The following is a 23752-nucleotide window of genomic DNA, read 5'->3' on the forward strand; positions in this document are numbered from 1 at the left end:
GCGCCGCCATCATAGGCCCTGGCAGACATTCTGGCTGGCGCTGTCGAGGAATGGCGCGAACGGGCAGCTGATATAGCGCAGCCGGACATTGCCCGGATTGACGGTGATGGTGTCCGCCCGAATGCCCGCCGGCGCATTGCCGATTCCGCCGACCGCCACCCCCGCATTGTGCAGGCCGAGGAAGCTGATCATGTCGTCCTGATCGATGCCGTCGCCCGACACGCCGATCCCGCCGACCAGTGTGCCGCCACGATAGACGGGCACCGAACCCGGAAAGATCTGCAAGCCGTTTTGCAGGCGGTTCTGGCCCGGCGCGGCATCGGGCAGGAAGGTGCAGCGTTGCGGCGTATCCGCGCCGCCGCCGCCGACATGACCCAGATGCTGTGCGAGATTGGTGAGGACCAGCGCCGACTGAAGACCCGTCGAGAAAGGATTGAACTTGGCGATCGGGCGCGAAAACGGCCCGTTCGGGCGGCCGACCTCGCCATCGGGCGAATAGGGGCGGGCGAGGTTGCCGACTGCCCGGTCGGAAAGGGCGATGCGCCCGGTCAGCGCGCTCGGATCGCTCAGAAAGGTCCGCGTCGAACTGACGAAACCGCGAACGTCCGCGCTGGGATCGGCGAGCAACTGGGCGCCCGCGCCGGGATGCGACAGGAACGACGCGGTGCGCGCCTTTTGCAGGCTGACATCGATCCCGAACACCGGCGCGTCCGGCGAGCGGACAATGCCGAGCACCTGCCCGCGCGTATCGACCAGCGAGATCGTCACCTGCGCGCGGCTGTCGAGCGGCTGGCGGATCTGCGCCCGCGCGCGCGCCATCACCGCGAACGCCTGTTCGAGGATCGCCCTGGCTTCGGCAGCGGTGACCGCCGTGCCGACATCGGCGGCGTCGGTCCCTGCGCGGATCGGATAGCGGTTCGAGCCCGAACCGTCCGTGAGGACAAAGGCGTCGGCGTTGCTGAACTCGCCCGACGTGGCGCGCCGCACGCCCGACGTCTCGCTGCCATAAGCCGCGCCTGGCTGGACCGCGGCGGTGGAATAATAGCCGGTCAGCGTGATCAAGGCCGCTCGTGCCGGCACGGTCGCCGCATAGCTGGCGCCGGACACATTCGTCAGGCTGGCATAGTCCGCGTCGGAATAGCGCAGCGAGGTGCCGTCGACGCTGATCCGGTTCGCGCGGATCGTCTCGGGCGCCTCGAAGCCGACCGTGCCGGCCAGCGCGATCGGCTCGTCCACGTCGCTGTCGCTGTCGATCACATTCGCGTCGAAGCCATAGCCGCCATCGGCCATCACCCCGATGCCGCCGACGACCACGCCGTTCTTGTAGAGCGGGAAGCCGCCGGGATCGGCGGCAAGGCCGAGCGGCGAGCGTTTCGGGCCGATCAGCGCTGCCGGCCCGGCCGCGACGCGCGCGGCCAAGTCCGAGCAGGGCAGCTGGCTGAACTGCACGCCGAACAGTGGCCCGCTTTCGAGGCCGATCGTCGAGGGGCCGGGCGGGAAATGCTGCTGCACGATCATGCTCGCCGTGCGCGAGGAAAAGGCGTTGCCCGCGCTCGACAGATAGGCGCCGGTGAGCGCCTTGGCGATGGCGGCCGCTTCGGCGGGAACGTCGAGTCCCTGCGCGTCCTGACGGCTGCCATCGGGCGCTTCGGGGATGTGGGCGTTGGCGGGCGCGCCGGTCATTCGCACGAGCGCGAGGACATTGCCGACCCGGTCGGACACGGCGATCACCGCGGGACGCCCCTGCGTCTGCGCCTGCAACGCGGCCTGCGCGACCACCTTTTGCACGTCTGCAACGCTCAGCGATTCGAGTGCCGGAATGGCGTAGCCCGTCGTCGCCGATCCGCCGCCACCGCCGCCCGAACCGCCGGACGAGCCCCCGCCGGTCGAAACGCTGCCCGAACCGCCGCCGCCACAGGCGGCAAGCGAGAATAACGACGCTGCCACGAAATACCGTGCCGCTTGCCCTGTCACCGCAGCGCCTCGATGCTGCGCACCGCCTGCCCGAGCGCAGCACGGAAAGCGGCGGGGTTGTAGGTTTTCGGCCCGGACACCGCGCCATAGGCTCGGTTGATGTCGGCGCGGATGCCCGCGGCGGCGCCGACCGTCACGCGCCCCTCGCGCACCAGCGCGTTGAGCAGCGTGTCCACTGCCATCACCGCCTGCGCCGAACCGGCATAGTCGGTGAAGCGCGGCGAGATCGTCTTGCCGGCGATGGCCGAGACGACGCGGAAGGCGGTGTCGGCGCTGTACCCTTGCCGCGCCATCGCATCGCCGAGCGCACCTGCGGCCGCGTCGAGCCGGCTGGCGCCGGCCACGGCTTCGGCGCGGCCCTTGCCCATCGCGGCGTGGAAATTGCGGCTGGCCGCGTCGAATGCGCTCGCCTGACCCGGCGCCAGCACCTGCGCGACGGCGGAGAGCATGATGATGTTTTCGTCATTAAAAGGCGGCGCGGCGAACGGGATCGGGCGGCCGGCATTGGTTTCGAACGTCCGCCGTTGCGCGGGACCGTCATCGATCGGGCGATGGCAGCTGTGGCAATCGTAGAAATAGAATTCGGGGAAGACACCGCGCATGCCGAAGTCGGACCGGGCGAACAGGCCGAGCGAACGCTGCACCGCCTGCGCCTGACCCACCGCCCACAGCCGCACGCTGTCGCTGCGGCCCTTGCGCCGGGCATAGTCGGCGTCTTCGTCCCAATGCTGCTGGAGCGAGGAGAAGAGGTCGAGCTCGAACGAGACGCGCGGATGGCCGGCCGCCATCATGCTGTGCGTGACGAACTGGCCGCCTTTGGCGCTGCCGAAATGGCAGTCGAGGCACACCGCCGCGCGGACTGCCGGACGTTCGAGCGGGATCAGCCCCTGCGCGATATTGCCCGCATGCGTTGCCGGCATGGCGTAATGGCTCGAGATCCAGCCCGAGGCGGGGCCGTGACAGGATTCGCAGCTGACCCCGTCCGAGAGCTGGAACCGCTCGCCACGGTTGCCGCCCGGCGTCGCATGACAGCCGAGGCAAGCCGGCGCGCCGGTCGCGGCGCCGAGACCGAGCGTGGCGGCGATCGACCGTCCACGCGGGGAGGAAAGCACCGCATAAGCCCGGCTATGCGCCCCGCCGCGCGAGGACGGCTCCTGCCACAGTCGCAACTCGTCCTGACGCACGACCTTGCCGTCGCCTTCCATGCGGCCGTGACAGGTCGAGCCGGCGCAACTCGCCACGCCTTCAAAGCGGCGCGCGGCGGTGGATGAGGCTGAGTTGTCGATCGGCACCAGCAGGACGAGCAGGAGCAGGATCAGCGGCCAAGACAGCATCGCCCGATCGCTGCTTGCCGCCCGATTCGCATGCACCCCCACATGCATTGCCGGCTTCCCCCTTTCTGACCGCGCTCCGCACCCTGACAGCGTGAACCCGATCAATGATCCGCATTACTCACGCCGCTCGCCGGTTCGTCAACCGCTGACGTGCGCGTTTCAGGGCTTAGGTTGATTGGGACTCGGTTGGTTCGGACTCTTCGTCGGGGTGGGCGAAGGGGTGGGGGACGGCGCTGGCCTTGGCGGCGTGGGCGATTGCAGGTTTGTGGCGGGCGCGACGGGCGTTGGCGCTTGCTGGGTCGTCGGCGTCGGTGCGGGCGTGGGCGCCTGTTGTTGCGTCGGCGTTGGCGCGGGCGTCGGCGCCTGTTGTGCCGCGGGGGCGGGCGCCCGCGCGGGGGCTTGCTGGACTGCCGGAGCTGGCGCCGCCGCTGCGGGCGCCGGCTGCGCAGCGGTTCCGCGTTGCGGCGCCTGTTGCGTCTGGGGCGCTCGCTGTGCCGGCAGTCGCGGCAGCGACGGCACATATTGCGAACCCGGAAAACCGCCCCCCGGCACCGGCGGCTGCGATCCGCCGAACGCGCCCGGTGGTGGCCTGTAGCCACGCGGCGGGCGGGAGGACGGCGCGGGCGGGACATAGGTGGGCGTGGCGCTCTCGGGCCGCGGCCGGTCGCTCGGCGGAAGGATCATGTCGTTGAGCCGCGCCAGACCCCGCAGCGAGATGGTGAAGGGCGCCATTGGCGGCGCTCCGGGGCGCGGCACATAGGTGGCGAGCATCGGCCGGTCGAGCTGCACGGTCTGGTTTGCCGCGGTGACCGAAACCGCGCCCACCCGCACCCCGCCCTGCGTGCGTGCGCCGGGACCGCGCAGGACGACGAGCGATGCGCTGTTCGGATCGCCGTCGATGCGCGGGCCGAGCCGCGGCTCGCCGCGCGCGATGTCGATTGCCGTCTGGCCGACCACGCCGTCGAGGATGGTGCCGCGAATGCCGATTGTCGCGACAGGCGTGTTGATCGACGACCCCGTGCCGCCCCGCCGCCCCGACATGAAGCGGAACGCGCCCTTGGCGACCGATGCGCTGAACGACCCGCCTTTGGGATCATAAACGAAACGGTCGATCGTCAATCGCGCGTCGGCGCCGACGGTGAACACCGATTTGTCCAGCAACAGCGCCTGCAGCCGGCTCCGCGCGCCGGTCTGCACCTGATCGCCGAGTGCGATCCGTTGCCGCGCCACTGCCGGACGCGCCTGCGGCCCCGCCGCGCCCTTGATCCGCACGTCGTTGACGATCGTCGCCGCGATGCCGACGACCTGCGATGCTGCAACGGCCAGCCCGGCGCCCACCGGCAGCAGGATGCATATCGCGACGGGCATGCGCAGGCTCATGGCTCACCCATCCGGCAGGGCGCGGTGGCTTCCGACCATGTCCGCGCGGAAAAATCGGCCTCGTCGATATCCTCCAATTCGATCAGATACCCGCTCGGATCGTCGAGCCGGCACAGCAGGCTGGCATGAAGCAGCCGCGCCTCGTCGCTTCGCGTGTCGTTGAGCAGAACGCGTTCGACCGTCGCCAGCGCGCCGAGCAGATCGCCTTCGCCGATCTGCCTGCGCGCCAGCGCGAGACCGGACGAAGCGTCGGCCGTCGCGCGCGACAGGGCGTCCAGCGCCGCGACCGGGTCCGCCTGACCCGACGCATGGGCTGGCACGGCGGCAAGAAACACGGTGGCGGCAATGGCGAAAAGCGGGGTCTTGTCGATCCGGATGCCCATGAAGCCTCCCCTCGAACTCGGCCGATGAGTCGAATTCTCCAGCCTCGATAGCATTTTTCCCGGGAGGCATATACTGCTGGCGGCGCGGCGGGGACCTGGCTTGATGCGAACCTATCGGGACCGGATGCTGGACTGGACGCGCACCGCCTTGCCCGGTGCCGTGGCCCTGCTCGCGGTCTTCCTGCTGCAGCTCGCGGGCACGTCGTCGCTGACCCGGATCGGCCAGCTGGTGTTCGACGCCTATGCGCGCGCGCAACCGCGTGCGTATCAGGACGTGCCGGTCAGGATCGTCGACATCGATGAAGGGTCGATCCAGCGCTATGGCCAGTGGCCCTGGCCGCGAACCGATATCGCCCGGCTGATGCAGAAACTTGGCGAAGCCGGCGCCGCGGTGATCGCGCTCGACATCGTCTTTTCCGAGCCCGACCGCACCTCGCCGCCGCGCATTGCCGATCGCCTGAAATCGACGAGCGCCAGCCCGGCGTTGCTGGCGGCGCTGCAGGGTTTTCCCGACAATGACGCCGAGCTGGCCGCGACCATGCGCGATCTCCCGGTCGTGGCGGGCTTTTTCCTGACCAACGAGCCGCGGCGAGTTCAGGCAAGGCCCAAGGCGGGCTTCGCCATCTCCGGCACGTCGCCTGACCGCGCCTTGCCGGCCTATCGCAATGCGATTCTGCCGCTGCCGGCGCTCGACCGGGCCGCGATTGGCAACGGATCGCTGACGCTGGGCGGCGATGGCGACGGCATCGTCCGCAAGGCGCCGCTGCTGGCGCGGCAGGGCGATCAGATCCTGCCGTCGCTGTCGCTGGAGGCGCTGCGCGTGGCGCAAGGAGCCGGCTCGATCATCGTCAAGACCAGCGACGGCAGCGGCAGCTTCGGCGGCGGGCGCAAGGACAGCGAGGTCGTGTCGATCAAGGTGGGCGATTTCGAAGTGCCGACGACGCGCGCCGGCGAGCTGTGGATGTATTTCACCGCGCCTCGTCCCGAACGCGTGGTCCCGGCATGGAAGATCCTGTCCGGCGACTTGTCCCAGGCGGAAATGGCGCGGCTGTTTGGCGGCCAGATCGTGTTCGTCGGCGCCGGCGCGATCGGTCTGCGCGATCTGGTTTCGACGCCGACGCAGGACCGCGAACTCGGCGTGATGGTTCACGCTCAGGCCGCCGAGCAGATGTTGCTCGGACAATTCCTCACCCGGCCCGACTGGTCCGATGGGCTCGAACGCGTGCTCGTGCTGGTGCTGGGCGTGTTGCTACTGTTCCTGCTCCCCCGGATCGGCGCAGCGCGGGGCGCGGCGCTGGGGCTGCTGCTGGCGGGCGGAACGCTGGCGGGCAGCTGGTTCGCCTTTCAGCGTGCCCATTTCCTGCTCGATCCGACCTATCCGATGCTCGCGATCCTGGGCGTTTACGTGACCCAGACCGTGCTGACCTATTACCGCGAGGAGCGGCGGCGCAGCTACATCCACCGCGCCTTCGACCGCTACCTCTCACCCGAACTGGTCAAGCGCATCGCCGCCGATCCGGGCCAGCTCGAACTGGGCGGCGAGGAACGGCAGATGACGGTGCTGTTCTGCGATATCCGTAGCTTTTCGCGCATTTCGGAAAAGCTGGCGCCGCGCGACGTCATCCGCTTCCTGATCAATTTCCTGACTCCAATGTGCGACATCCTGCTGGCGAAGCGCGCGACGATCGACAAATTCATCGGCGACGCCATTCTCGCTTTCTGGAACGCGCCGCTCGATGACCCCGAGCAACACGAAAATGCCGCCCGCGCGGCGCTGGCGATGCTCGCGCGTCTCGACGCACTCAATCGCGAGATGCCGGCCCGCACCGGCCAGCCCTGGCCCGGCGAGGTCAGGATCGGGATCGGCCTCAACGCCGGCCCGTGCTGCGTCGGCAATATGGGGTCGGCGCAGCGCCTGTCCTATTCGTTGATCGGGGACACGGTGAACCTGACCTCGCGGATCGAGGGGCTGACCAAATTCTATGGCGTGCCCATCGCGATGGGGCAGACGTTGCGGGAGCGCATTCCCCAATTCGCCACAGTTGCCATCGATCTCGTCCAGGTGGTGGGGCGCGACACTCCCGAGGAGGTGTCGGCGCTGATCGGCGATGAGCAGTTGGAACAGGACTCCGTATTCCGTCAGTTTGCGCAGGCGCATCAGGCCATGCTCGACGCCTATCGCGGCCGGGACTGGAGCGCCGCGATCGAGCTTCTCGATACGCAGGCCGCCGCGGCGCGAAAATTCGGACTCGACACGGTGCACGGCATCTACCGCACGCGGATCGCGCAACTGGCCGCATCCTCGCCGCCCGCGGACTGGAACGGGGTTTACGTCGCAACCGAAAAATAAGCATCCTCACGATTGGATATTGGATATATTTGGCGGTCAGCGGTGGTTATGAACATGCGATGATCGCGACTTTTCCCCGATGACTCACGCCAGCCGCGACGCCCGCAATTCCGTCGCGACCGGCGTGGCCGCTTTGCTGTCCTCGCTCGCCGTGCAGAATGTCGGCGCGGCGTTCGCCAAGCTGATCTTCCCGCTGATCGGCGCATTCGGCGTGACCGCGGTTCGAATCACCCTGTCGGCGCTGCTGCTCGGAGCGTTGCTGCGCCCGTGGCGTCGGGCGGTGCCGCGCGACATGCTTCCGGCGCTGATCGGCTATGGCGCGATGCTCGGGCTGATGAACCTGCTGATCTACCAAGCCTTTGCCCGCATCCCGATCGGCGTCGCCGCCGGCGTCGAGATTTTGGGGCCGCTCGGCGTCGCGCTGGCGGGGTCGCGCCGGGCGATCGACCGGTTGTGGCTGGCGGTGGCGGTGGTCGGACTGTTGCTGCTCGTGCCGTTGCGGGCGCAGAGCGGTCTCGATCCGATCGGGTTGCTGTTCGCGGTGGGCGCAGCGGCGTGCTGGGCGATGTACATCCTGCTCGGGACGCGGGTGTCGCACGGGCTGGGCGGCGATGCGGTCGCATGGGGCATGGCGGTGGCGACGATCCTGACGCTACCGTTTGGGCTGGCGAGCGCGGGGACGGCGATGTTCGCGCCGAACATCCTGCTTGTTGGGCTGGCGGTCGCGTGCCTGTCGAGCGCTTTGCCCTATTCGCTCGAGATGAAGGCGATGCGCCATCTGCAGCCGCATGTCGTCGGGCTGCTGTTCAGCCTCTATCCGGTGACCGGCGCGCTGGCCGGCTTTGCGATCCTGGGCGAGCGGCTGAGCGTGACGCAATGGGCCGCGATCGCCTGCATCGTCGCCGCGTCGGCGGGATGCGCGGCGACCGCGGCCAAGGCGGAACAGCGCTAGGTGGCCCGCGCCATCGCGCCCATGAACGTGTCGAGCGCGATGTTGCGCCCACACAGGATGACAGCGACCTTCCGGCCGCGATAGCGTTCTGCGGTCTGGATCAGTCCGGCAACGGCCACGCCGGCCGAACCCTCGACGATCCAATTGTTGCCCTCAGCAACCTTGCGCATCGCCTGCGCGATCTCCTGTTCGCTGACGGTAAGGGTCTCGTCGATGACCTGCTGGCAGATCGGGAAGGTCACCGAACCCGGCTCGACCGCGCCGGCCGACCCGTCGGCCAGTGTCTCGGTCTCGGGTGTCTCGATGATCTCGCCGGCGTTCAGCGAATCGATCATGCATTTCGAGTTGGCGGCCGACACGCCGATCAGCCGTGTCGCCGGCGACAGCGCCTTGACCGCGATCCCCAGGCCGCCGGCCAACCCGCCACAGCCGAGGCAGACGAACACCGCATCCAGATCGGGCGCCTGCCGCACCAGTTCCACGCCCATCGTGCCCTGGCCGGCGACCGTCGCAAGGTGGTTGTACGCGGCAACATAGGGAATGCCTCGCCGTTCGGATTCGGCACGCGCGGCCAATTCCGCATCGAGCACGCTGCCGTCGATCATGACGATTTCCGCGCCCGCGTCGCGGATCGCCTGAATCTTCGACGGCCGAGTCGCGTTCGACAGATAGACGATCGCGTTCACCCCGAACGCCGCCCCGGCATGCGCGACGGCGCGGCCGTGATTGCCGGTCGATGCCGTGATGACTTCCTTGTGCTCATCTGCGACCAGCCGGACGAAGTTGGTCGCGCCGCGCAGCTTGAACGACCCGGTCGGCTGGAGGTGGTCGGCCTTGAGCCAGACATCGCAATCCAATTCGCTGGACAGCAGATTGCTGCGCTCGAGCGGCGACACCATCACGATCGGGCGGATCGCGGCCTCGGCTTCGTGAATACGGTCGATCAGATCGTTCATGATCAGTCCTTTGGTTCAGCCGCGCAGCGCGGCGGAAATCCCGGCGAGCCCGGCTTCGAACTCGTCGGCGCTCGGCCAGCCGAAGCCGAGCCGGAAATAGGCGTCCGACATCTCGAACCAGTGGCCGGGGCCGACATAGGTACCGTGCTGCTCGAGCAGCCGGCGGTAGAAGCCGTCATAGCCGCCGGGCGGCTCGGCCTTCATGCGCGGCAGGCAGACGACGCCGCCTTGCGGGCGGACCCATTCGAGTAGGTCTTCGCCCTCGATCCATTGCGCGACGCGGTCGAGCCGGCGGCGCCATTCGGGCAAAGTGCGCGCGAGGAACGCCTCGCGCTGGTCGAAGATCTGCTCGGCGACCCATTCGTTGAGCACGGCGCCGCAGATGCTGATCTGTTCCTTGGCGGCGAGGAAGCGTTCCTGAAGCGCGGGATCGCTGTTGATGATCCAGCCAATGCGGATGCCCGGCGCGCCATAGGCTTTGGACAGCGAGGCGACGCTGATCACGTGCGGGCCGAACGAGGCGGCGATCGGGAGCGCCGGAGTGAGCGCGAGGTCGCGATAGGTCTCGTCCACCAGCAGCAGACAGCCGCGCGCCGCCGCCAGATCGGCGAGCGCGCGCAGCTCGCTTTCGGTCATCATCGTGCCGGTGGGGTTGTGCGGGCAGGTGACGCTGATCAGCTTGGTGCGTGGCGTGACCGCGGCGGCGATGCGGTCGAGATCGACCACGAAGCCGCGTTCGAACTCGAGCTCGACGAACGCGATCTTGCAGCCGATCGCACGCGGCGTCTCGATATTGGTGGCATAGTTGGGGCGGACCACGACGAGCTGGTCCTCACGGCCGAGCAATGCGGTCGCGATGATGAACAGCGCGCCCGCTGCGCCGCCGGTGACGAGGACGTCGTCGGCGGACAGGCCCGGGCAGTCGGCGGCGATCTGCGCGCGCAGCTTCGGGCTGCCGCGGTGCTCGTTGTAGAGCAAGGTGAGGTCGGGAATGGTCAGGCCGAGGCTGCTCAGCGACTGATCGGTGATCGAGCTTTCCGAGAGATTGTTGCGGATATTGCCATAGCCATATTCCTCGGGCGACTCGACTTCGATCGGCATGCGGACATAGCGCATCGGGCAGGCTCCTGTTTCGCGATTGCCGGCAGTTTCACAGCAGCGCGGCGCGCGCGCCATCCCTCCGGGGAGGGATGTGCCGGTCGAGCGCGAACAGCTCGGCCAGCGCGCCGATGCCGAGCTTGCGGAAGATCCGCTTGCGATGGTCCTTGACGGTGAACTGCGCGATGCCGAGCCGGAGCGCGATCGCCTCGCTCGAACAGCCGGCGAGCATCAGCTCGACGATCTCGCGCTCGCGCGGCGACAGCGGGTCGCGCCATTCATCGGTCTCGGGCTTGGGCTGGAGCGCGCGGTGGCGCTCGAACGCGGCGGCGAGCGGGGCGGTGAGCGCAGTCAGGTCGTCGAGCGTGGCATGCGGGAGGGTGCGCGGGCTGCGCGCGCGGTAAAGGCCGAGCTCGACCAGCCCGCCCCATGCTTCGAAGCAGAGCACGACCTCCTCCTGCCGTTCGGGCCAGCCCAGCGTGCGGAAGCCGAGTTCTTCCTCCTCGGCGCGGACGAGATGGCGGGCGATCGTGCCATTCAAGCCCGGCGGCGTGCGGAAGTCGCGCGCGCGATGGACCCCGAAGCCCGATCGGGCGCCGAGGATCGGATTGATGCGGTGGGTGTGGCGGACGTAGCGCTCGATCCCCGCGCGGCAGCCGACCAGGTCGAAATTGTCGTGCAGCGCGATCGGCGTTCCACCGCGATGCGCGAAGACCGCGACCAGATCGAACCCGGCGAGATCGCGCACCGCCGCGGCCGCGCGGTCGACGAAATCGGGCTCGCCGATCGCGGCGATGATTCGCGTGAAGGCGGGAAATGCAGCGGCCATTCCGCCTCATCGCAATTTGTACTATTGACGTCAATAAATCTATGTGGTGCGTTGCGCTGAAGATTGGATACAACGGGAGGATTCGATGCGGCTTGGGTTAGCGATGCTGATAGCGGGGGCGCTCGCTTCCGGCACATCGGTGCAAGGCCAGCCGCGCAATGGCATCATCCCGGCCCGCGCCCCGGTCCCGGCGTTCGAGTGCAAGGCTTATGTCGTCTATGACCGCGACATGGTGTTGCCGGGCTATCTGATCCCGACCAGGGCGGGCAAGAAGACCTGCGTGCCGTTCACCTCGTCGCGCTTCCAGCCGCCCAAGGATTATCGCGGCGCCGACTATTATGTCGACGAGTTCACCGACGTGAAGCTGCGCGCCCAATGGCAGGCGTGCAAGCGCGACAAGGTCTGCCACGACCGCGTGTTCGCGCAGGTGATGAAGCGGCATCCGCCGAACCGCGAGTATAATTACACCGACAAGCATGGCCGCTTCCTGCTCGGCAAGATCGAGGAGCGCGGGGGCGCGACCGATCTCAGCCAGGTTCGCCGTCCGGGCTTCTTTGCGCGGGCGCCGTATAACGAGCCGATCGCGGCGTCCGATCCGGATACCTATATCGTCGAGTTCACGGTGCCGGTGGAGCCTTACGAGCGCATCCACCGCAAGATGTCGGGCGATATCCGCATCCGCGGCTGGTATATCCGCGGCAAGGGTGTCGCTGACGGCAAGGGCGGTACGAAGCGCGGGCTTATCATTCACAGTGGCGGGGGCGGCGACCGGACGGTCGCGGTCGATGATCCGGTCGATGTCAGCTATGTCGTCGATCCCAAGACCGGCATCACCATTCCCAATGACGACTGGCCCAATGCCACGACCGGATTCCAGGGGCAGCGCAAGTGGCGGGCGACCTGGCGCGAATGGCACGCGGCCGGGTTCGACGTGCTGGCGCTCGACCGGCGCGGGATCGGCATTTCGGGGGGATTCAGCGACACCAATACCCTTCAGCAGGGCAGCGACCTCCTCGACGCGGTGGAACAGCTGCGCACCGGCAAGGGCATGCGCGTGCTGACGCCCGACGGAAGGCTGACGCTGGGCAATGCGGCGGTGGCGGCGCTGCGCGGCGATGCCCCGGCGCCACTGCCGGTGATCTTCTCTGGCTCGTCGCGTGGAACGATGGCGAGCGGCTTTGCGATGGCCGCCAATTTCGACAAATTCTGCAGCTACGACTTGCCAAAGATCGCCTGTCGCCCGGCGCGGCGCGATCCGACGATCGTCGGCGCGATCCTCACGGCGGAATATTCGAGCGGGGCCGGCTATCTGCCGCTCGAGACCGCGCCCAAGGATGACGGGCGCGGGCCGGGGCGCGACCGCAGCCTGTTCATCGGCGGGCTGGAAATCGAACATAACATCGTGTTCTTCCCCAGCTCGGCGATCCTCGCAAGCATGGACAAATGGCCGAGCGCGTTCTTCGCCCGTGGCCTGTGGTGCTACGCCGACAGCCTCGAGGGCTCGATGGACGCCTATGCGCGGATCCGGGGACCCAAGGAACTGGTCGTGGTGCGCGGGCCGCACGCTTTCTCGAGCTTCCCCGAGGAAGAGCGCAAGCGCGTCTCCGACCGGATGATCGCCTATGGCCGCGCGGTGGTGCTTGGCCAGAAGGAGGTCGAGGGCGGGCGTCCGTGGCGCGACATGAAGGAACTGGTCGCGACGACCAGCGATGTGTGGGAGCCTTCCACGAAGCCCACCGTCGTTCCATGACCGAAATTTGTACTATTGACGTAAATAAAGCAATATGATCCTCTGCGCCGTCAAGTGGAGGATGCGATGCGGATTGGGATGGTTCTGTTGATGATGGCGGGCGCGCTTGCGCCTGCCGCTTCGGCGGGCGGGCAGGACAGGCAGGGCGTCCGGCCGGCGCGCGCACCGGTGCCGGCGTTCGAGTGCAAGGCCTATGTCGCTTATGACCGCGATCAGGAGCTGCCGGGCTATCTGATCCCGACCAAGGCGGGCGCGAGGACCTGCGTGCCGTTCACCACGGCGCGCTTCCAGCCGCCCAAGGATTATCGCGGCGCCGACTATTATGTCGACGAGTTCACCGACGTGAAGCTGCGCGCGGATTGGGAAGCATGCAAGCGCGACAAGGCGTGCCACGAGCGCGTCTTCGCGCAGGTGATGAAGCGGCATCCGCCGAACCGCGAATACGGTCTCACGGACCAGCGCGGCCGCTTCCTGCTCGGCAAGGTCGTGGAACGCGGCGGCGCGACCGACCTGACCCAGGTGCGCCGTCCGGGCTATTTCGCCCGCGCGCCCTACAATGAGCCGATCGCCGCGGTCGATCCGCATACCTATGTGGTCGAGTTCACCGTGCCGGTGGAAGCCTATGAGCGCATCCATCGCAAGATGTCGGGCGATATCCGCATCCGCGGCTGGTATATTCGCGGCAAGGGGGTCGAGGATGGCCAGGGCAACCGCAAGCGCGCGCTGATCATCCATAGCGGCGGCGGCGGCGACCGGATCGCCGCGATCGACGACCCGGTGGACGTCGGCTATGTCGTCGATTCCGAGGGCATCGCCGTTCCCAACGACGACTGGCCCAATGCGACGACCGGCGTGCAGGGCCAGCGCAAGTGGCGCAAGACCTGGCGCGAATGGAACGATGCCGGGTTCGACGTGCTGGCGCTCGACCGGCGCGGGATCGGCATCTCGGGCGGCTTCAGCGACACCAACACGCTCCAGCAGGGCAATGACCTGCTCGATGCGGTCGAGCAGTTGCGCACCGGCAAGGGCATGCGGATGCTTGGGCCGGACGGCAAGCTGAGCGCGGGTCGGGCGGCTGTGGCGGCGTTGCGCGGCGACGCGCCGGGGCCGCTGCCGGTGATGCTGTCGGGCTCGTCGCGCGGGACGATGGCGAGCGGCTTCGCGATGGCCGCCAATTTCGACAAGGTTTGCAGCTATGATTTGCCGAAGATCGTCTGCCGCCCGGCGCGGCGCGATCCGACGATCGTCGGTGCGATCCTGACCGCGGGCTTTTCGGGCGGCGTCGGCTATCTGCCGCTGGAGACTGCACTCAAGGATGACAGCCGTGGCCCTGGCCGCGACCGCGCGCTGTTCATCGGCGGCATCGAGGTCGAGCACAATATCGTGTTCTTCCCGAGTTCGGCGATCCTCGCGAGCATGGACAAATGGCCGGCCGTGTTCCTCGCCCGCGGGCTGTGGTGTTATGCCGACAGCCTCGAAGGATCGATGGACTCGTACAGCCGCGTCAACGGCCTCAAGGAGCTGGTCGTGGTGCGCGCGCCGCATGCCTTCACGACCTTCCCCGAGGAGGAGCGCAAGCGCGTCTCCGACCGGATGATCGCCTATGGCCGCGCAGTGGTGCATGGCGCGAAGACGATTCCCGGCGGGCGTCCGTGGCGCGACGCCAAGGAGCTGGTCGCGACCACCAGCGACCTGTGGGAACCCTCGACCAAGCCGACCGTCGTCCCGTGAAGTGGTTGGCCGCGCTGGCGCTCGCCTGGCTGGCAGGGCCGGGTGATGCCGGGGCGGCCGTGCCGTGCAGGATGGACCGCGTCGCAGCGGTGGACGGAGAGCTGGCCTATCGCAGCTGCGGCCGTGGCGACCCGGTGCTGCTAGTGCCCGGCGGACCCGGGCTCGACGCAGGCTATATGCTCGGTCTAGCCCAAATGGTCGCGGCGCTGGGGTATCGCGCCGTCCTGATCGAACCGCGCGGCACGGGCGGATCGCGTGGAGCGATGGGCGATGGTGCGCAACTCACCGTCGCGGGCAGCGTCGCCGATCTCGAGGCGCTGCGGTCCGCGCTCGGTGCGGCGCGCGTGACCCTGCTTGGACATTCGTTCGGCGGCGCGGTGGCTCAGGCCTATGCCGCGGCGCATCCGTCGCGCGTGTCGCGGCTGGTCCTGCTCAGTTCGGCCGGACCGGATTTCGCGCCGCCACGGCCACTCGACGGCTGGCGCGCGCGGCTGCCGGCGGCGGATCTGGCCGCCTATGATGCGGCGCGCAAGGCGGGCGATCGCATCACCGCGATGCGGATCAAGTTCCGCGCAGGCTTCTTCGATTCCACCCGCGCCAGGGCGTTCGACGCAGCGCTGCTCGATTCGGCGATCCATCTCGACCTTGCGCCGCTGGCCGAAGACTTCCGGCGCCGCTTCTCGATCCGTCCCGCGACGCGTCCCTTTCCCGTGGCAATCGTCGCCGGCGACATCGACTGGATTCGCGGTGATGAAGCGCGTCTTGCGGCGGCCTATCGCGGCGCGTCGGTTCGGACCATCGCGCGGGCGGGGCATTTCCCGTGGATCGATGCACCGCAAGCGACCCGCCGGGTGCTCCGCGCCGCGCTGGTCCGCTAGACGCCGATGCGCGCGCTCGTGGTCGAGGACGATCCGGTGATCGGCGCCGACGTCGCCGCAGGGCTGGGTCAGGCCGGGTTCGTGGCCGAGTTGATCGCCGATGGCCAAAGCGCATGGTTCTCCGGCGATACCGAGGATTACGCGGTGGTGGTACTCGACCTTGGCTTGCCGGGTCTTGACGGGCTTACCGTGCTCAGGCGCTGGCGCAGCGCCGGGCGCAGCTTTCCGGTGCTGATCCTCTCGGCACGCGCCGACTGGACCGAGAAGGTCGAGGGAATCGAGGCCGGCGCCGACGATTATCTCGCCAAGCCGTTCCACATGGGCGAGCTTGTGACTCGAGTCCGCGCATTGCTGCGCCGCGCGGGCGGCCGGGCCGAGCCGGTGTTCGAACTCGGCCGCCTGCGCATCGACACCAACCGTATGCGGATCGCCGCCGGCGGCGCTGAGGTGCGCACCTCGCCGCTCGAATTCCGCCTGGTCAATTTCCTCGCGCATCATACCGGTCGATACATGCGGACCGACGAGATCGCCGAGCATCTCTATGGCACGGCGGACCTCAACGACGCCAATGCGATCGAGACGCTGGTGATGCGGTTGCGGCGCAAGATCGGCGCGGACGCGATCGAGACACGAAGAGGCTTTGGCTATCAGCTGACCGGGGGCGCCGCGGCGTGACGCGCTGCCTGGCCATCGAAAGCACTTGCCCGACTTTCAACTTGATTGTACTATTCAATTTAATGGTACAAAACAGAGCGGCAGATCATGGTGCCGCACATCAGAAAATGGAGGGAGTTCTCGTGAACAAGCATATCCTGCGCGCGATCCTGGCCGCGCTTGCCATCGGATTTTCGGCGGCGTCGATCGCGCCCGCCGCGGCGCAGGCGGAGTTGGAGGACGGCCCCAAGTCGCTGATCATCCAGTATCGCGCCGAGCTTCCCAACCGCGTGCCGTTCCGGCGCTATCTGGTCGACACGCTCGCGCCGAAGCTGCGGGCGATGAAGGCGCGCGGCGAACTGGCCGATTTCCGCATCTTCTACAGCTGGTACCGCCAGCCGGCGGTTTGGGATGGGCTCGTCATCCTGCGTTTTCCGACCTTCGACGCCGTGCGCAAATGGAACGCGCTCGAGCAGGGCGCGCCGGGCGGACTCGATGCGCGCGGCATGACGCTGGCCGATCCGGTCGCAAGCTATTCGTCCGACCTGTCCTGGGGCAAGAACGAGGACGATTTGCTCGACGGGCAGGTCTATTATGTCATCCCCTATGAGTATCTGACCAACGCCGACGAGTATCGCGATTATGTGAAGGCCTATGTGCTTCCGCAGTTCGACGGCTGGATCAAGAATGGCGCGCTGACGGGGTACGAGCTTTACATGAACCGCTATGGTACCGGATCGCCATGGGACGCGCTGTTCATTCAGCATTATCGCGACATGGGGTCATTCGGGCAGCGCCAGAAGCTGACCGCATCGACCCGGGTGACGCTGCGTGACAATGCCGAGTGGAAGGTATGGAGCGACAAGAAGCAGAGCCTGCGCTCCGAGGCCGAGAACAGCATCGCCGAACTGATCGCGCATTGATCACGAGCGGGGCAGCGGAGTGAGACGATGATGCGGGCATTATTGTTCCTTCCGCTGCTCGCCGCCGCGCCTGCCGCGCCGGAGGCGCCGTTGCGGTCGCCGGTGGCGGCAGGGACGGTTCGCGAGGATCGCTTTCCGGAGACCGCGGCGCGCTATCCCGGCGGGATCGTGGCGCGGCCGCATGTCGAGTTCGCCAATCAGCTCGGCTTTCGTCCGCTCCAGCTCGACCTCTACCTCCATGCCGACCGTGCCAGGGCGGCGCGGCGCCCGCTGATCCTGTGGATCCATGGCGGCGGGTGGAGCCGGGGCGACGCGCGCGGCTCGGCGGCGTTCGCCGACTTTCCCGCGGTGCTCGCGGCGGTGGCGGTGCGCGGCTATGTCGTCGCCTCGGTCGATTACCGGCTGAGCGGGGAAGCCAAATTCCCGGCGCAGATACAGGATGTGAAGGCAGCGATCCGCTATTTGCGGGCGCATGCCGTCGATTATGGCGTGGATCCATCGCGCGTGGTGGTGTGGGGCGGTTCGGCGGGCGGGCATCTCGCGGCGCTGGCGGCGACCACCTGCCGGGTCACGGAATTCGACCCGCCCGCTTCGACCGGCCGCATGAGCCGCGCGGCTGCGGCGAGCGCGAGGCCGCTGCCGCAGTCGGATTGCGTGCAGGGCGCGGCGGTGTGGTATGCGCCGCTCGATCTCGGACAGCACAAGGCGGAACGGGCGCTGGCCCTGGGCGACAATGTCGCGGCGATGCTCGGATGCGATGGCGATGCCTGCGTCGAGCCGGCTCGCCGCGCCAGTCCCATTCGCTATGTCGGTGCGGACACGCCGCCGATGCTTCTGATCCACGGCACGGCCGATGAGGAAGTGGGCTATGGGCAAAGCGAGCTTATGGCGGAAGCGCTGCGCAAGGCGGGACGCCCGGTCGAGATGCTCATGATTCCCGATGTCGCGCATGGCTTCATCGGCAAGACCCCGGCGGCCACGCGCGCGGCGCATTGGCAGGCGCTCGACCGCACGCTGACCTTTTTCGACCGGGTGACGAAGAAGCGCTAGCCGCGCAGCCGCTCGCTGAGGATCATCGGAATGATCCCCCCGGCGCGGAGCGTGGCGATCTCAAGTGCTGTCTCGATTTCGGCGAGCGCGGTGAAGCTGTCGCGGCCGCCATCGGGGCGGACGATCGTCACCGTTACGGATGCCCGCGGCGCCAGTGCCTCCGGCGCAGCGTCGATCTCGATGCGGTCGGCGGGGGTGAGCGCTAGCGTGGCCGGGTGGCGGTCGGCTGGGAGGCGGAGCGGCAGGATGCCCATATTGACGAGGTTCGAGCGGTGGATGCGCTCGAAGCTGCTCGCGAGCACGGCGCGCGCGCCGAGCAGGCTCGCGCCCTTCGCCGCCCAGTCGCGCGATGAGCCCATGCCGTAGCGCTCGCCGGCGACGATCACGACAGGGGTGTCGCTCTCGGCATACCAGGCCGCGGCCTGCCATAGCGGGACGCGCTCGCCAGTGGGGGCGTGCACCGTCTCGCCCGGCTTCAACCCATCGGCGAGCAGGTTGCGCACCGTCCGGTTGGTGAACAGGCCGCGCAGCATCACTTCCCAATTGCCGCGGCGCGACGAGAAGACGTTGAGGTCGGCGGGGTCCTCGCCGCGCTCGATCAGCCAGCGCGCCGCGTCGCTGTCGCGCGGGATCGCGCCCGCCGGCGAGATATGGTCGGTGGTGATGTCGTCGCCCAGCACGAGCAGCGGGGCGGCGCTGTAGCGGCCGAGCCGGCTGTGCATCTCGATCGACGCGAAGGGCGGACGGCGCAGATAGGTCGATCTGGGGTCCCAGTGATGCAGCGGCGTCTCGGGCGCGTCGAGCGCGACCCAGGCGGCGCTCGCTTCGGCTTCGTCATAGGCGGCGGCATAGTCGCCGGGGTCCGATGCGGTCGCGAGCAGCGCGTCGATCTCGGCGCCGCTCGGCCAGAGATCGGCGAGCGTCACGCCGGGCGCGATCGGATCGGTCGCGATATCCACCGCCATGTCGCCGGCGAGCGCATAGGCGACGGTCAGCGGCGGCGAGGCGAGGAAGGCGTCCTCGACCTGCGGATGGACGCGGCCGGGGAAGTTGCGGTTGCCGGAGAGGATTGCGACCGGCGAGACATCGGCCGGGACAGTATTGAACACTTCGGCAAGCGGTCCCGAATTGCCGATGCACACCGCGCAGCCATAGCCGGCGATGCCGAAGCCGAGCGCTTCGAGGTCGCCGAGCAGCCCCGCTCGCGTCAGCAGCCGCTCGGCGGTGGGCGATCCGGGCGCGAGCACGGTCTTGACCCAGGGCGGCGGGGCGAGGCCGAGCATGCGCGCCTTGCGGGCGACGAGGCCGGCGGCGATCAGCTGGCGCGGATCGGAGGTGTTGGTGCAGCTGGTGATCGCCGCGATCGCCACCGGGCGGCGCGGCAGGGCGCCGGTACCGCGGGTCGCGCCGACCAGTTCCGGCGCTTGCGACGGCGCGACCAGATCCTGTGGCCGGCGCGGGCCGGCGAGTGACAGCGTCACGGCGGAAAGGTCGATTTCCACGACTTCGGTGAACACCGGCTCGGCGGCCGGATCGAACCATAGCCCGGTCGCTTTGGCATAGGCCTCGACCAGCGCGATCCGCTCGGGGTCGCGGCCCGTGGTGCGGAGATAGGCGAGCGTCGCGTCGTCGATCGGGAAATAGCCGGTCGACGAGCCATATTCGGGGGCCATGTTGGCGACCGTCGCGCGCTCGCCCGCCGACAGTGACGGGACGCCGGAGCCGAAAAACTCGATGAAGCGTCCGGCCAACTGGTGCTTGCGCAATTCGTGCGTGACCAGCAGCGCGAGATCGGTTGCGGTCACGCCCTCGCGCAGCCGTCCGGTCAGCCGCACGCCGATCACCTCGGGCACGCGCAGCATCACCGGCATGCCGAGCATCACGCTCTCCGCCTCGAGTCCGCCGACGCCCCAGCCGAGCACGCCGATGCCGTTGATCATCGGCGTGTGGCTGTCGGTGCCGATCAGCGTGTCGGGCACCGCCCAGCGCTCGCCCGCGATCTCCGCCGTGGCGACGACGGTGGCAAGCCGCTCGAGGTTGATCGTGTGCATGATGCCGGTGCCGGGCGGGTGCACCGTGAAGCGGTCGAGCACCTGACTCGCCCAGCGCATGAAGCGATAGCGCTCGGCATTGCGCCGCATCTCGCTCGCCATGTTGCGCGCCTTGGCGTCGGGCGTGCCGAACACATCGATCGCCAGGCTGTGATCGGTCGAGACATCGACGGGCAGCACCGGGTTGAGTGCCGAAGGATCGCCGCCGGCCTCGGCGATCGCCGAGCGTGCCGCGGCGAGATCGACCAGCGCGGGGCCGCAGGTCGTGTCATGCATCATCACCCGGCCGGGACGGAATGCGATCTCCGCCTCGCTGGTGCCGGTGGCGAGCCAGTCCGCGATCATGGCGAGATCGGCCTCGCCATGGCGCAGCAGGTTTTCGAGCAGGACGCGGTGGACCACCGGCAGTCGATCGGCGCCGAGCGCCTTCAGGTCGACGATGCGGTAATCGCGGCCACCGCTTTCGAGGGTCGTGATGTTCATGCGCCTGCAGTCACCGCGGGGTCACGCAGCGGAAGCTCGATGCCGCCTTGACTGGTCCGCCGACATATTCGGGTTTGGCTGGCCAGACGCAGATCGGCCGCTGATAGTCGATCGGCCATTTGGCGGGCGGTAGCGCTTCGTCCTGACGTGCGTACCGAGTCGCGATCAGCGTGGTCGGCGCGCGGTCCTGCTCGACCCAGGCTTCGAGTGCGCGCAGCATGTCGTGCCGGGCGTCATCGACCGGCGGCGCCGAATCGCGCGTCGCGGTGTTGAAGGCGGACGCGCCCGGCCCGCCCGCGCAATGGTCCATGCCCGGCACCATGTAGAGCCGCAGGAAGCGCTGAGTCGCGGCGTGCCGTTGCGCCGGCGTGCGCCCGGGCGAGAGTGCGGCGACCGAATCATAATAGTTGATCGCCTCGATCGGCGAGCCGACCGGGTCCTGCCAGCCCATGAACATCAGCATCCGCCCGCCGGCGCGGTGGAAGGCGGACAGGTCCGGGTTCACAGCGTTGAACTCATCGGCGAGGCGGGCCTGCATCGTGTCGACATCGCTGCCCCAGTTGAACTTCCACCAGTTCCAGTTCGTATCGTCGAACACCCAATAGCGGAACATGTCCGCGCGTGACGGTTCGTTCTGGCGCTCGGTCTGCGCCCAATAGCCCTCCCAGCCGATCACCTTGTCGCCAGGGCCGGTGGCGACGCCTTCGGTACCGAACGGGTAGCCGGGATAGAGCCGCGCGCTGGTGCGGGCGTCCCGAGGGCCGTCATAGATTTTCTGCGCTGCGGTGATCTGCTCCGCGGTCAGGCAGCTTTCTGCCGCCATGCCGGGCTTGCAGGCGAGCGTCTTGAGGTTGAAGCGGCATTTGAGCGGATCGCTGATCACGCCGTCGGCGACCTTGTCGAGCTTGTCGCACTGGCGGGTCACCGCGCGGTTGATCAGCTTGAGCTGTGCGGTGTGCAGGATCTGCCGCGAATCGTCGCCGGGCCGGTGGTTGGCGAGATAATTCCACAGGAATGCGAGCGTCAGGTTGGTGCGGTTGTTACCCGGTGCGCCGGCGATGATGCCGTCGAAATCCTGCGGATAGCGCTGCGCCTCGCTCAGCCCCTGATAGCCGCCGGTCGAGCAGCCGCTGAAATAGGAGAAGCGCGCCGGCTTGCCATAGAAGGCGCGGGTGACGGCCTTGGCCGCGACGACCGATTCGTGGACGGCGCGGTGGCCGAAATCCTTGATCTTCTCAGGCGCGCGCCAGCCGAATTTGAGGCTCGATCCCTGATGGCCGGTATCGGTCGCCACCGCGACGTCGCCATCCTCGAGCCGGGCGATCATCTGCCTGTATTGGATGTTCGAGATGTACGCGCCGTTGCCGACCATGTGCAGCCGCCCGTTCCAGCGGGTTTGCGGCAGCCACAGCTCGAAGCCGATCTCCGATCCGGGCACCGGGCGGCTGATCCCGCGCACGCGGCAAAAGGGCCGCAGCCCGCGATAGGTGCGCACATCGCGGTCGGTGACGAAATCCTCGGTGAAGTCGCCCGAGACGCGGGTGGCGATGAGGATTTCGACATTCGGCAGCTTGAGTCCGCGCAGTGCCGCGCAGCTGTCCTGCGCCTGCGCCTGATGCGGAACGAGACCGCACAAGGTGAGCCCCAGCCCGATTCCGATCTTGCGCCGCAACGGCATGGCTTATTCCTCCCGAACGATGCCGGTACGATACAAGATTGAGCCGGTTCGTCAAAAGTGCATTTTTGTCTTTTCAACTTTATCAGAACAATGTTACGGCTGAGCGATCGGAGAGGGGAAAGCATGACAAAGCCGTGCCGGGTGATCGAGATTTGGGGAACGCCGCGGGCGCGGGGCGAGCGCTATGGCGCCGCGGCGCAGGGCGAGATCCGCGCGGGCGTCGGCCATTATCTCAAGCAGATGGCGCAGACCGGGCTGAGCGAGTCGGGGATGGCCGAGCTCGCGCAGGGCTATCTGCCGATCATCGAGAATTTCGACGCCGGTCATGTCGAGGAGATGCGCGGGATCGCCGCGGGCGCGGACGTGCCGCTGGCCCATGTGCTGCTGATGAACGCGCGGACCGAGCTGCTCAAGATGGCGAAGCTGCCGCAGCTGCGCGCGGCGCTGGAACTGGAGCGCGGCGCGGACGGGTGCAGCACGATCATCGTCCAGCCCGAGCGCGCCGCCGAGGGCCGGCTGATCCACGCGCACAACTGGGACTGGAAGGCGACCTGCGCCGACACTTGCGTCGTGCTGCGCATCCGCAACGACGACGGGCCGGACATCCTGACCTTCACCGAGGCGGGCGGGCTGGCGCGCTTCGGCTTCAACGCGGCCGGGATCGCGATCACCGGCAATTACCTCGAGTGCGAGCGCGACTATACGCAGCTTGGCGTGCCGCTCGCGCTGCTGCGGCGCAAGGTGCTGCAGGAAGCGAACCCGTCGCTCGCCTTCGCCGCGGCCTATGTCCCGGCCAAGTCGGCGTCGAACAATCTCGCGATCAGCCATGCGGAAAGCGGCGTGGTGCACGACCTCGAATGTGCGCCCGACGAGACGTTCGTGGTAGAACCGGTCGATGGCCTGCTCGTCCACACCAATCACTGGCTCAGCCCGATCGCGCTCGGCAAGTTCCGTGAGCCGGGCATCGTTGATTCGCCGTGCAGCTTCTGGCGCGAACAGCGCGCGCGGCGGCTGTTGCAGGATGTCGCCAAGATCGGGGTGGAGGATGTCCGCCGCGTGCTGCTCGACGATCTCGGCGCGCCGCTGTCGATCTGTGTGCCGCCGCGCGCGTCGAATGTGACCGGACGGACCGCGACCGTGGCTTCGCTGATCATGCGTCCCGCGCTCGGCGAGATGGAGATCGCGATGATGCCGTCCGAGGGCGGCCGCTATGTCCGCTACACGCTGGCGGACGAGTCAGCGCGTGCGGCGGAACCGCAAGCCGCCAATGGCTAGGCTTCGCGCTCGCATCCGGGCGT

18 protein-coding genes are annotated in these 23752 nt (G+C 68.1%); 9 read left to right on the forward strand and 9 right to left on the reverse strand.

The window, feature by feature from the left end:
- Positions 1-9: 9 nt before the first annotated feature.
- The 4 genes from M9978_RS05810 to M9978_RS05830 all read right to left on the reverse strand — a co-directional run bounded on the left by M9978_RS05810 (position 10) and on the right by M9978_RS05830 (position 5071).
- Positions 10-1947, reverse strand: a complete 1938-nt coding sequence (locus M9978_RS05810; RefSeq protein WP_254292040.1) for a heme-binding protein — start codon at positions 1945-1947, stop codon at positions 10-12.
- 23 nt (positions 1948-1970) lie between these two features.
- Positions 1971-3308, reverse strand: coding sequence for a multiheme c-type cytochrome (locus M9978_RS05815; RefSeq protein ID WP_254292041.1), 1338 nt, complete (start codon positions 3306-3308; stop codon positions 1971-1973).
- 159 nt (positions 3309-3467) lie between these two features.
- A complete protein-coding gene (locus M9978_RS23030; RefSeq protein WP_302053809.1) occupies positions 3468-4676 on the reverse strand; it encodes a FecR family protein in 1209 nt (402 codons plus the stop codon).
- Between the two features lie 8 nt (positions 4677-4684).
- Positions 4685-5071, reverse strand: coding sequence for a hypothetical protein (locus tag M9978_RS05830; RefSeq protein ID WP_254292043.1), 387 nt, complete (start codon positions 5069-5071; stop codon positions 4685-4687).
- 103 nt (positions 5072-5174) lie between these two features.
- Between M9978_RS05830 and M9978_RS05835 the strand changes: the two genes are divergently transcribed.
- The gene (locus tag M9978_RS05835) at positions 5175-7421 is read left to right on the forward strand and encodes a CHASE2 domain-containing protein (protein ID WP_302053810.1); all 2247 of its coding nucleotides are present in this window, start codon (positions 5175-5177) and stop codon (positions 7419-7421) included.
- Between the two features lie 79 nt (positions 7422-7500).
- Complete coding sequence (locus tag M9978_RS05840) at positions 7501-8373, forward strand: EamA family transporter (RefSeq protein WP_254292044.1); 873 nt, start codon at positions 7501-7503, stop codon at positions 8371-8373.
- Here M9978_RS05840 and M9978_RS05845 read toward each other — a convergent pair.
- The 3 genes from M9978_RS05845 to M9978_RS05855 are packed head-to-tail and all read right to left on the reverse strand — an operon-like array spanning position 8370 to position 11256.
- A complete protein-coding gene (locus tag M9978_RS05845; protein WP_254292046.1) occupies positions 8370-9329 on the reverse strand; it encodes a threonine/serine dehydratase in 960 nt (319 codons plus the stop codon). The two genes, M9978_RS05840 and M9978_RS05845, sit on opposite strands and share 4 nt — an antisense overlap.
- A 15-nt stretch (positions 9330-9344) precedes the next feature.
- Positions 9345-10445: a pyridoxal phosphate-dependent aminotransferase gene (locus M9978_RS05850; RefSeq protein ID WP_254292048.1), complete on the reverse strand. Its 1101-nt coding sequence runs from the start codon at positions 10443-10445 to the stop codon at positions 9345-9347.
- A 34-nt stretch (positions 10446-10479) separates the two neighbouring features.
- Complete coding sequence (locus M9978_RS05855) at positions 10480-11256, reverse strand: helix-turn-helix transcriptional regulator (RefSeq protein ID WP_254292049.1); 777 nt, start codon at positions 11254-11256, stop codon at positions 10480-10482.
- 85 nt (positions 11257-11341) lie between these two features.
- On the opposite strand from M9978_RS05855, the gene M9978_RS05860 reads away from it, so the two are divergent.
- From M9978_RS05860 to M9978_RS05885, 6 genes are all read left to right on the forward strand, one after another.
- Complete coding sequence (locus M9978_RS05860; RefSeq protein WP_254292051.1) at positions 11342-13006, forward strand: hypothetical protein; 1665 nt, start codon at positions 11342-11344, stop codon at positions 13004-13006.
- A 66-nt stretch (positions 13007-13072) separates the two neighbouring features.
- Positions 13073-14737, forward strand: a complete 1665-nt coding sequence (locus tag M9978_RS05865) for a hypothetical protein (protein WP_254292053.1) — start codon at positions 13073-13075, stop codon at positions 14735-14737.
- Positions 14734-15615, forward strand: a complete 882-nt coding sequence (locus M9978_RS05870) for an alpha/beta fold hydrolase (protein WP_254292055.1) — start codon at positions 14734-14736, stop codon at positions 15613-15615. The genes M9978_RS05865 and M9978_RS05870 overlap by 4 nt, the downstream gene beginning before the upstream one ends.
- Positions 15616-15621: 6 nt before the next feature.
- Complete coding sequence (locus M9978_RS05875) at positions 15622-16290, forward strand: response regulator transcription factor (protein WP_254292057.1); 669 nt, start codon at positions 15622-15624, stop codon at positions 16288-16290.
- 122 nt (positions 16291-16412) lie between these two features.
- On the forward strand, positions 16413-17192 hold the full coding sequence (locus M9978_RS05880) for a hypothetical protein (RefSeq protein ID WP_254292059.1): 780 nt from the start codon (positions 16413-16415) through the stop codon (positions 17190-17192).
- A gap of 27 nt (positions 17193-17219) precedes the next feature.
- Positions 17220-18242 carry an alpha/beta hydrolase gene (locus M9978_RS05885; RefSeq protein WP_254292061.1) on the forward strand — a complete coding sequence of 341 codons (1023 nt, stop codon included), beginning with the start codon at positions 17220-17222 and terminating at the stop codon, positions 18240-18242.
- Here the strand turns inward: M9978_RS05885 and acnA are convergent.
- Complete coding sequence (gene acnA / locus M9978_RS05890) at positions 18239-20776, reverse strand: aconitate hydratase AcnA (RefSeq protein ID WP_254292063.1); 2538 nt, start codon at positions 20774-20776, stop codon at positions 18239-18241. The two genes, M9978_RS05885 and acnA, sit on opposite strands and share 4 nt — an antisense overlap.
- Before the next feature lie 10 nt (positions 20777-20786).
- Complete coding sequence (locus tag M9978_RS05895; protein WP_254292065.1) at positions 20787-22454, reverse strand: tannase/feruloyl esterase family alpha/beta hydrolase; 1668 nt, start codon at positions 22452-22454, stop codon at positions 20787-20789.
- A 123-nt stretch (positions 22455-22577) separates the two neighbouring features.
- Between M9978_RS05895 and M9978_RS05900 the strand changes: the two genes are divergently transcribed.
- Positions 22578-23729 (forward strand): C45 family autoproteolytic acyltransferase/hydrolase, encoded by a 1152-nt coding sequence (locus M9978_RS05900; protein ID WP_254292067.1) that lies wholly within the window; start codon positions 22578-22580, stop codon positions 23727-23729.
- Positions 23730-23752: the final 23 nt, after the last annotated feature.

The sequence above is a fragment of the Sphingomonas tagetis genome, from assembly GCF_024211275.1.
Lineage (GTDB): Bacteria > Pseudomonadota > Alphaproteobacteria > Sphingomonadales > Sphingomonadaceae > Sphingomonas > Sphingomonas tagetis.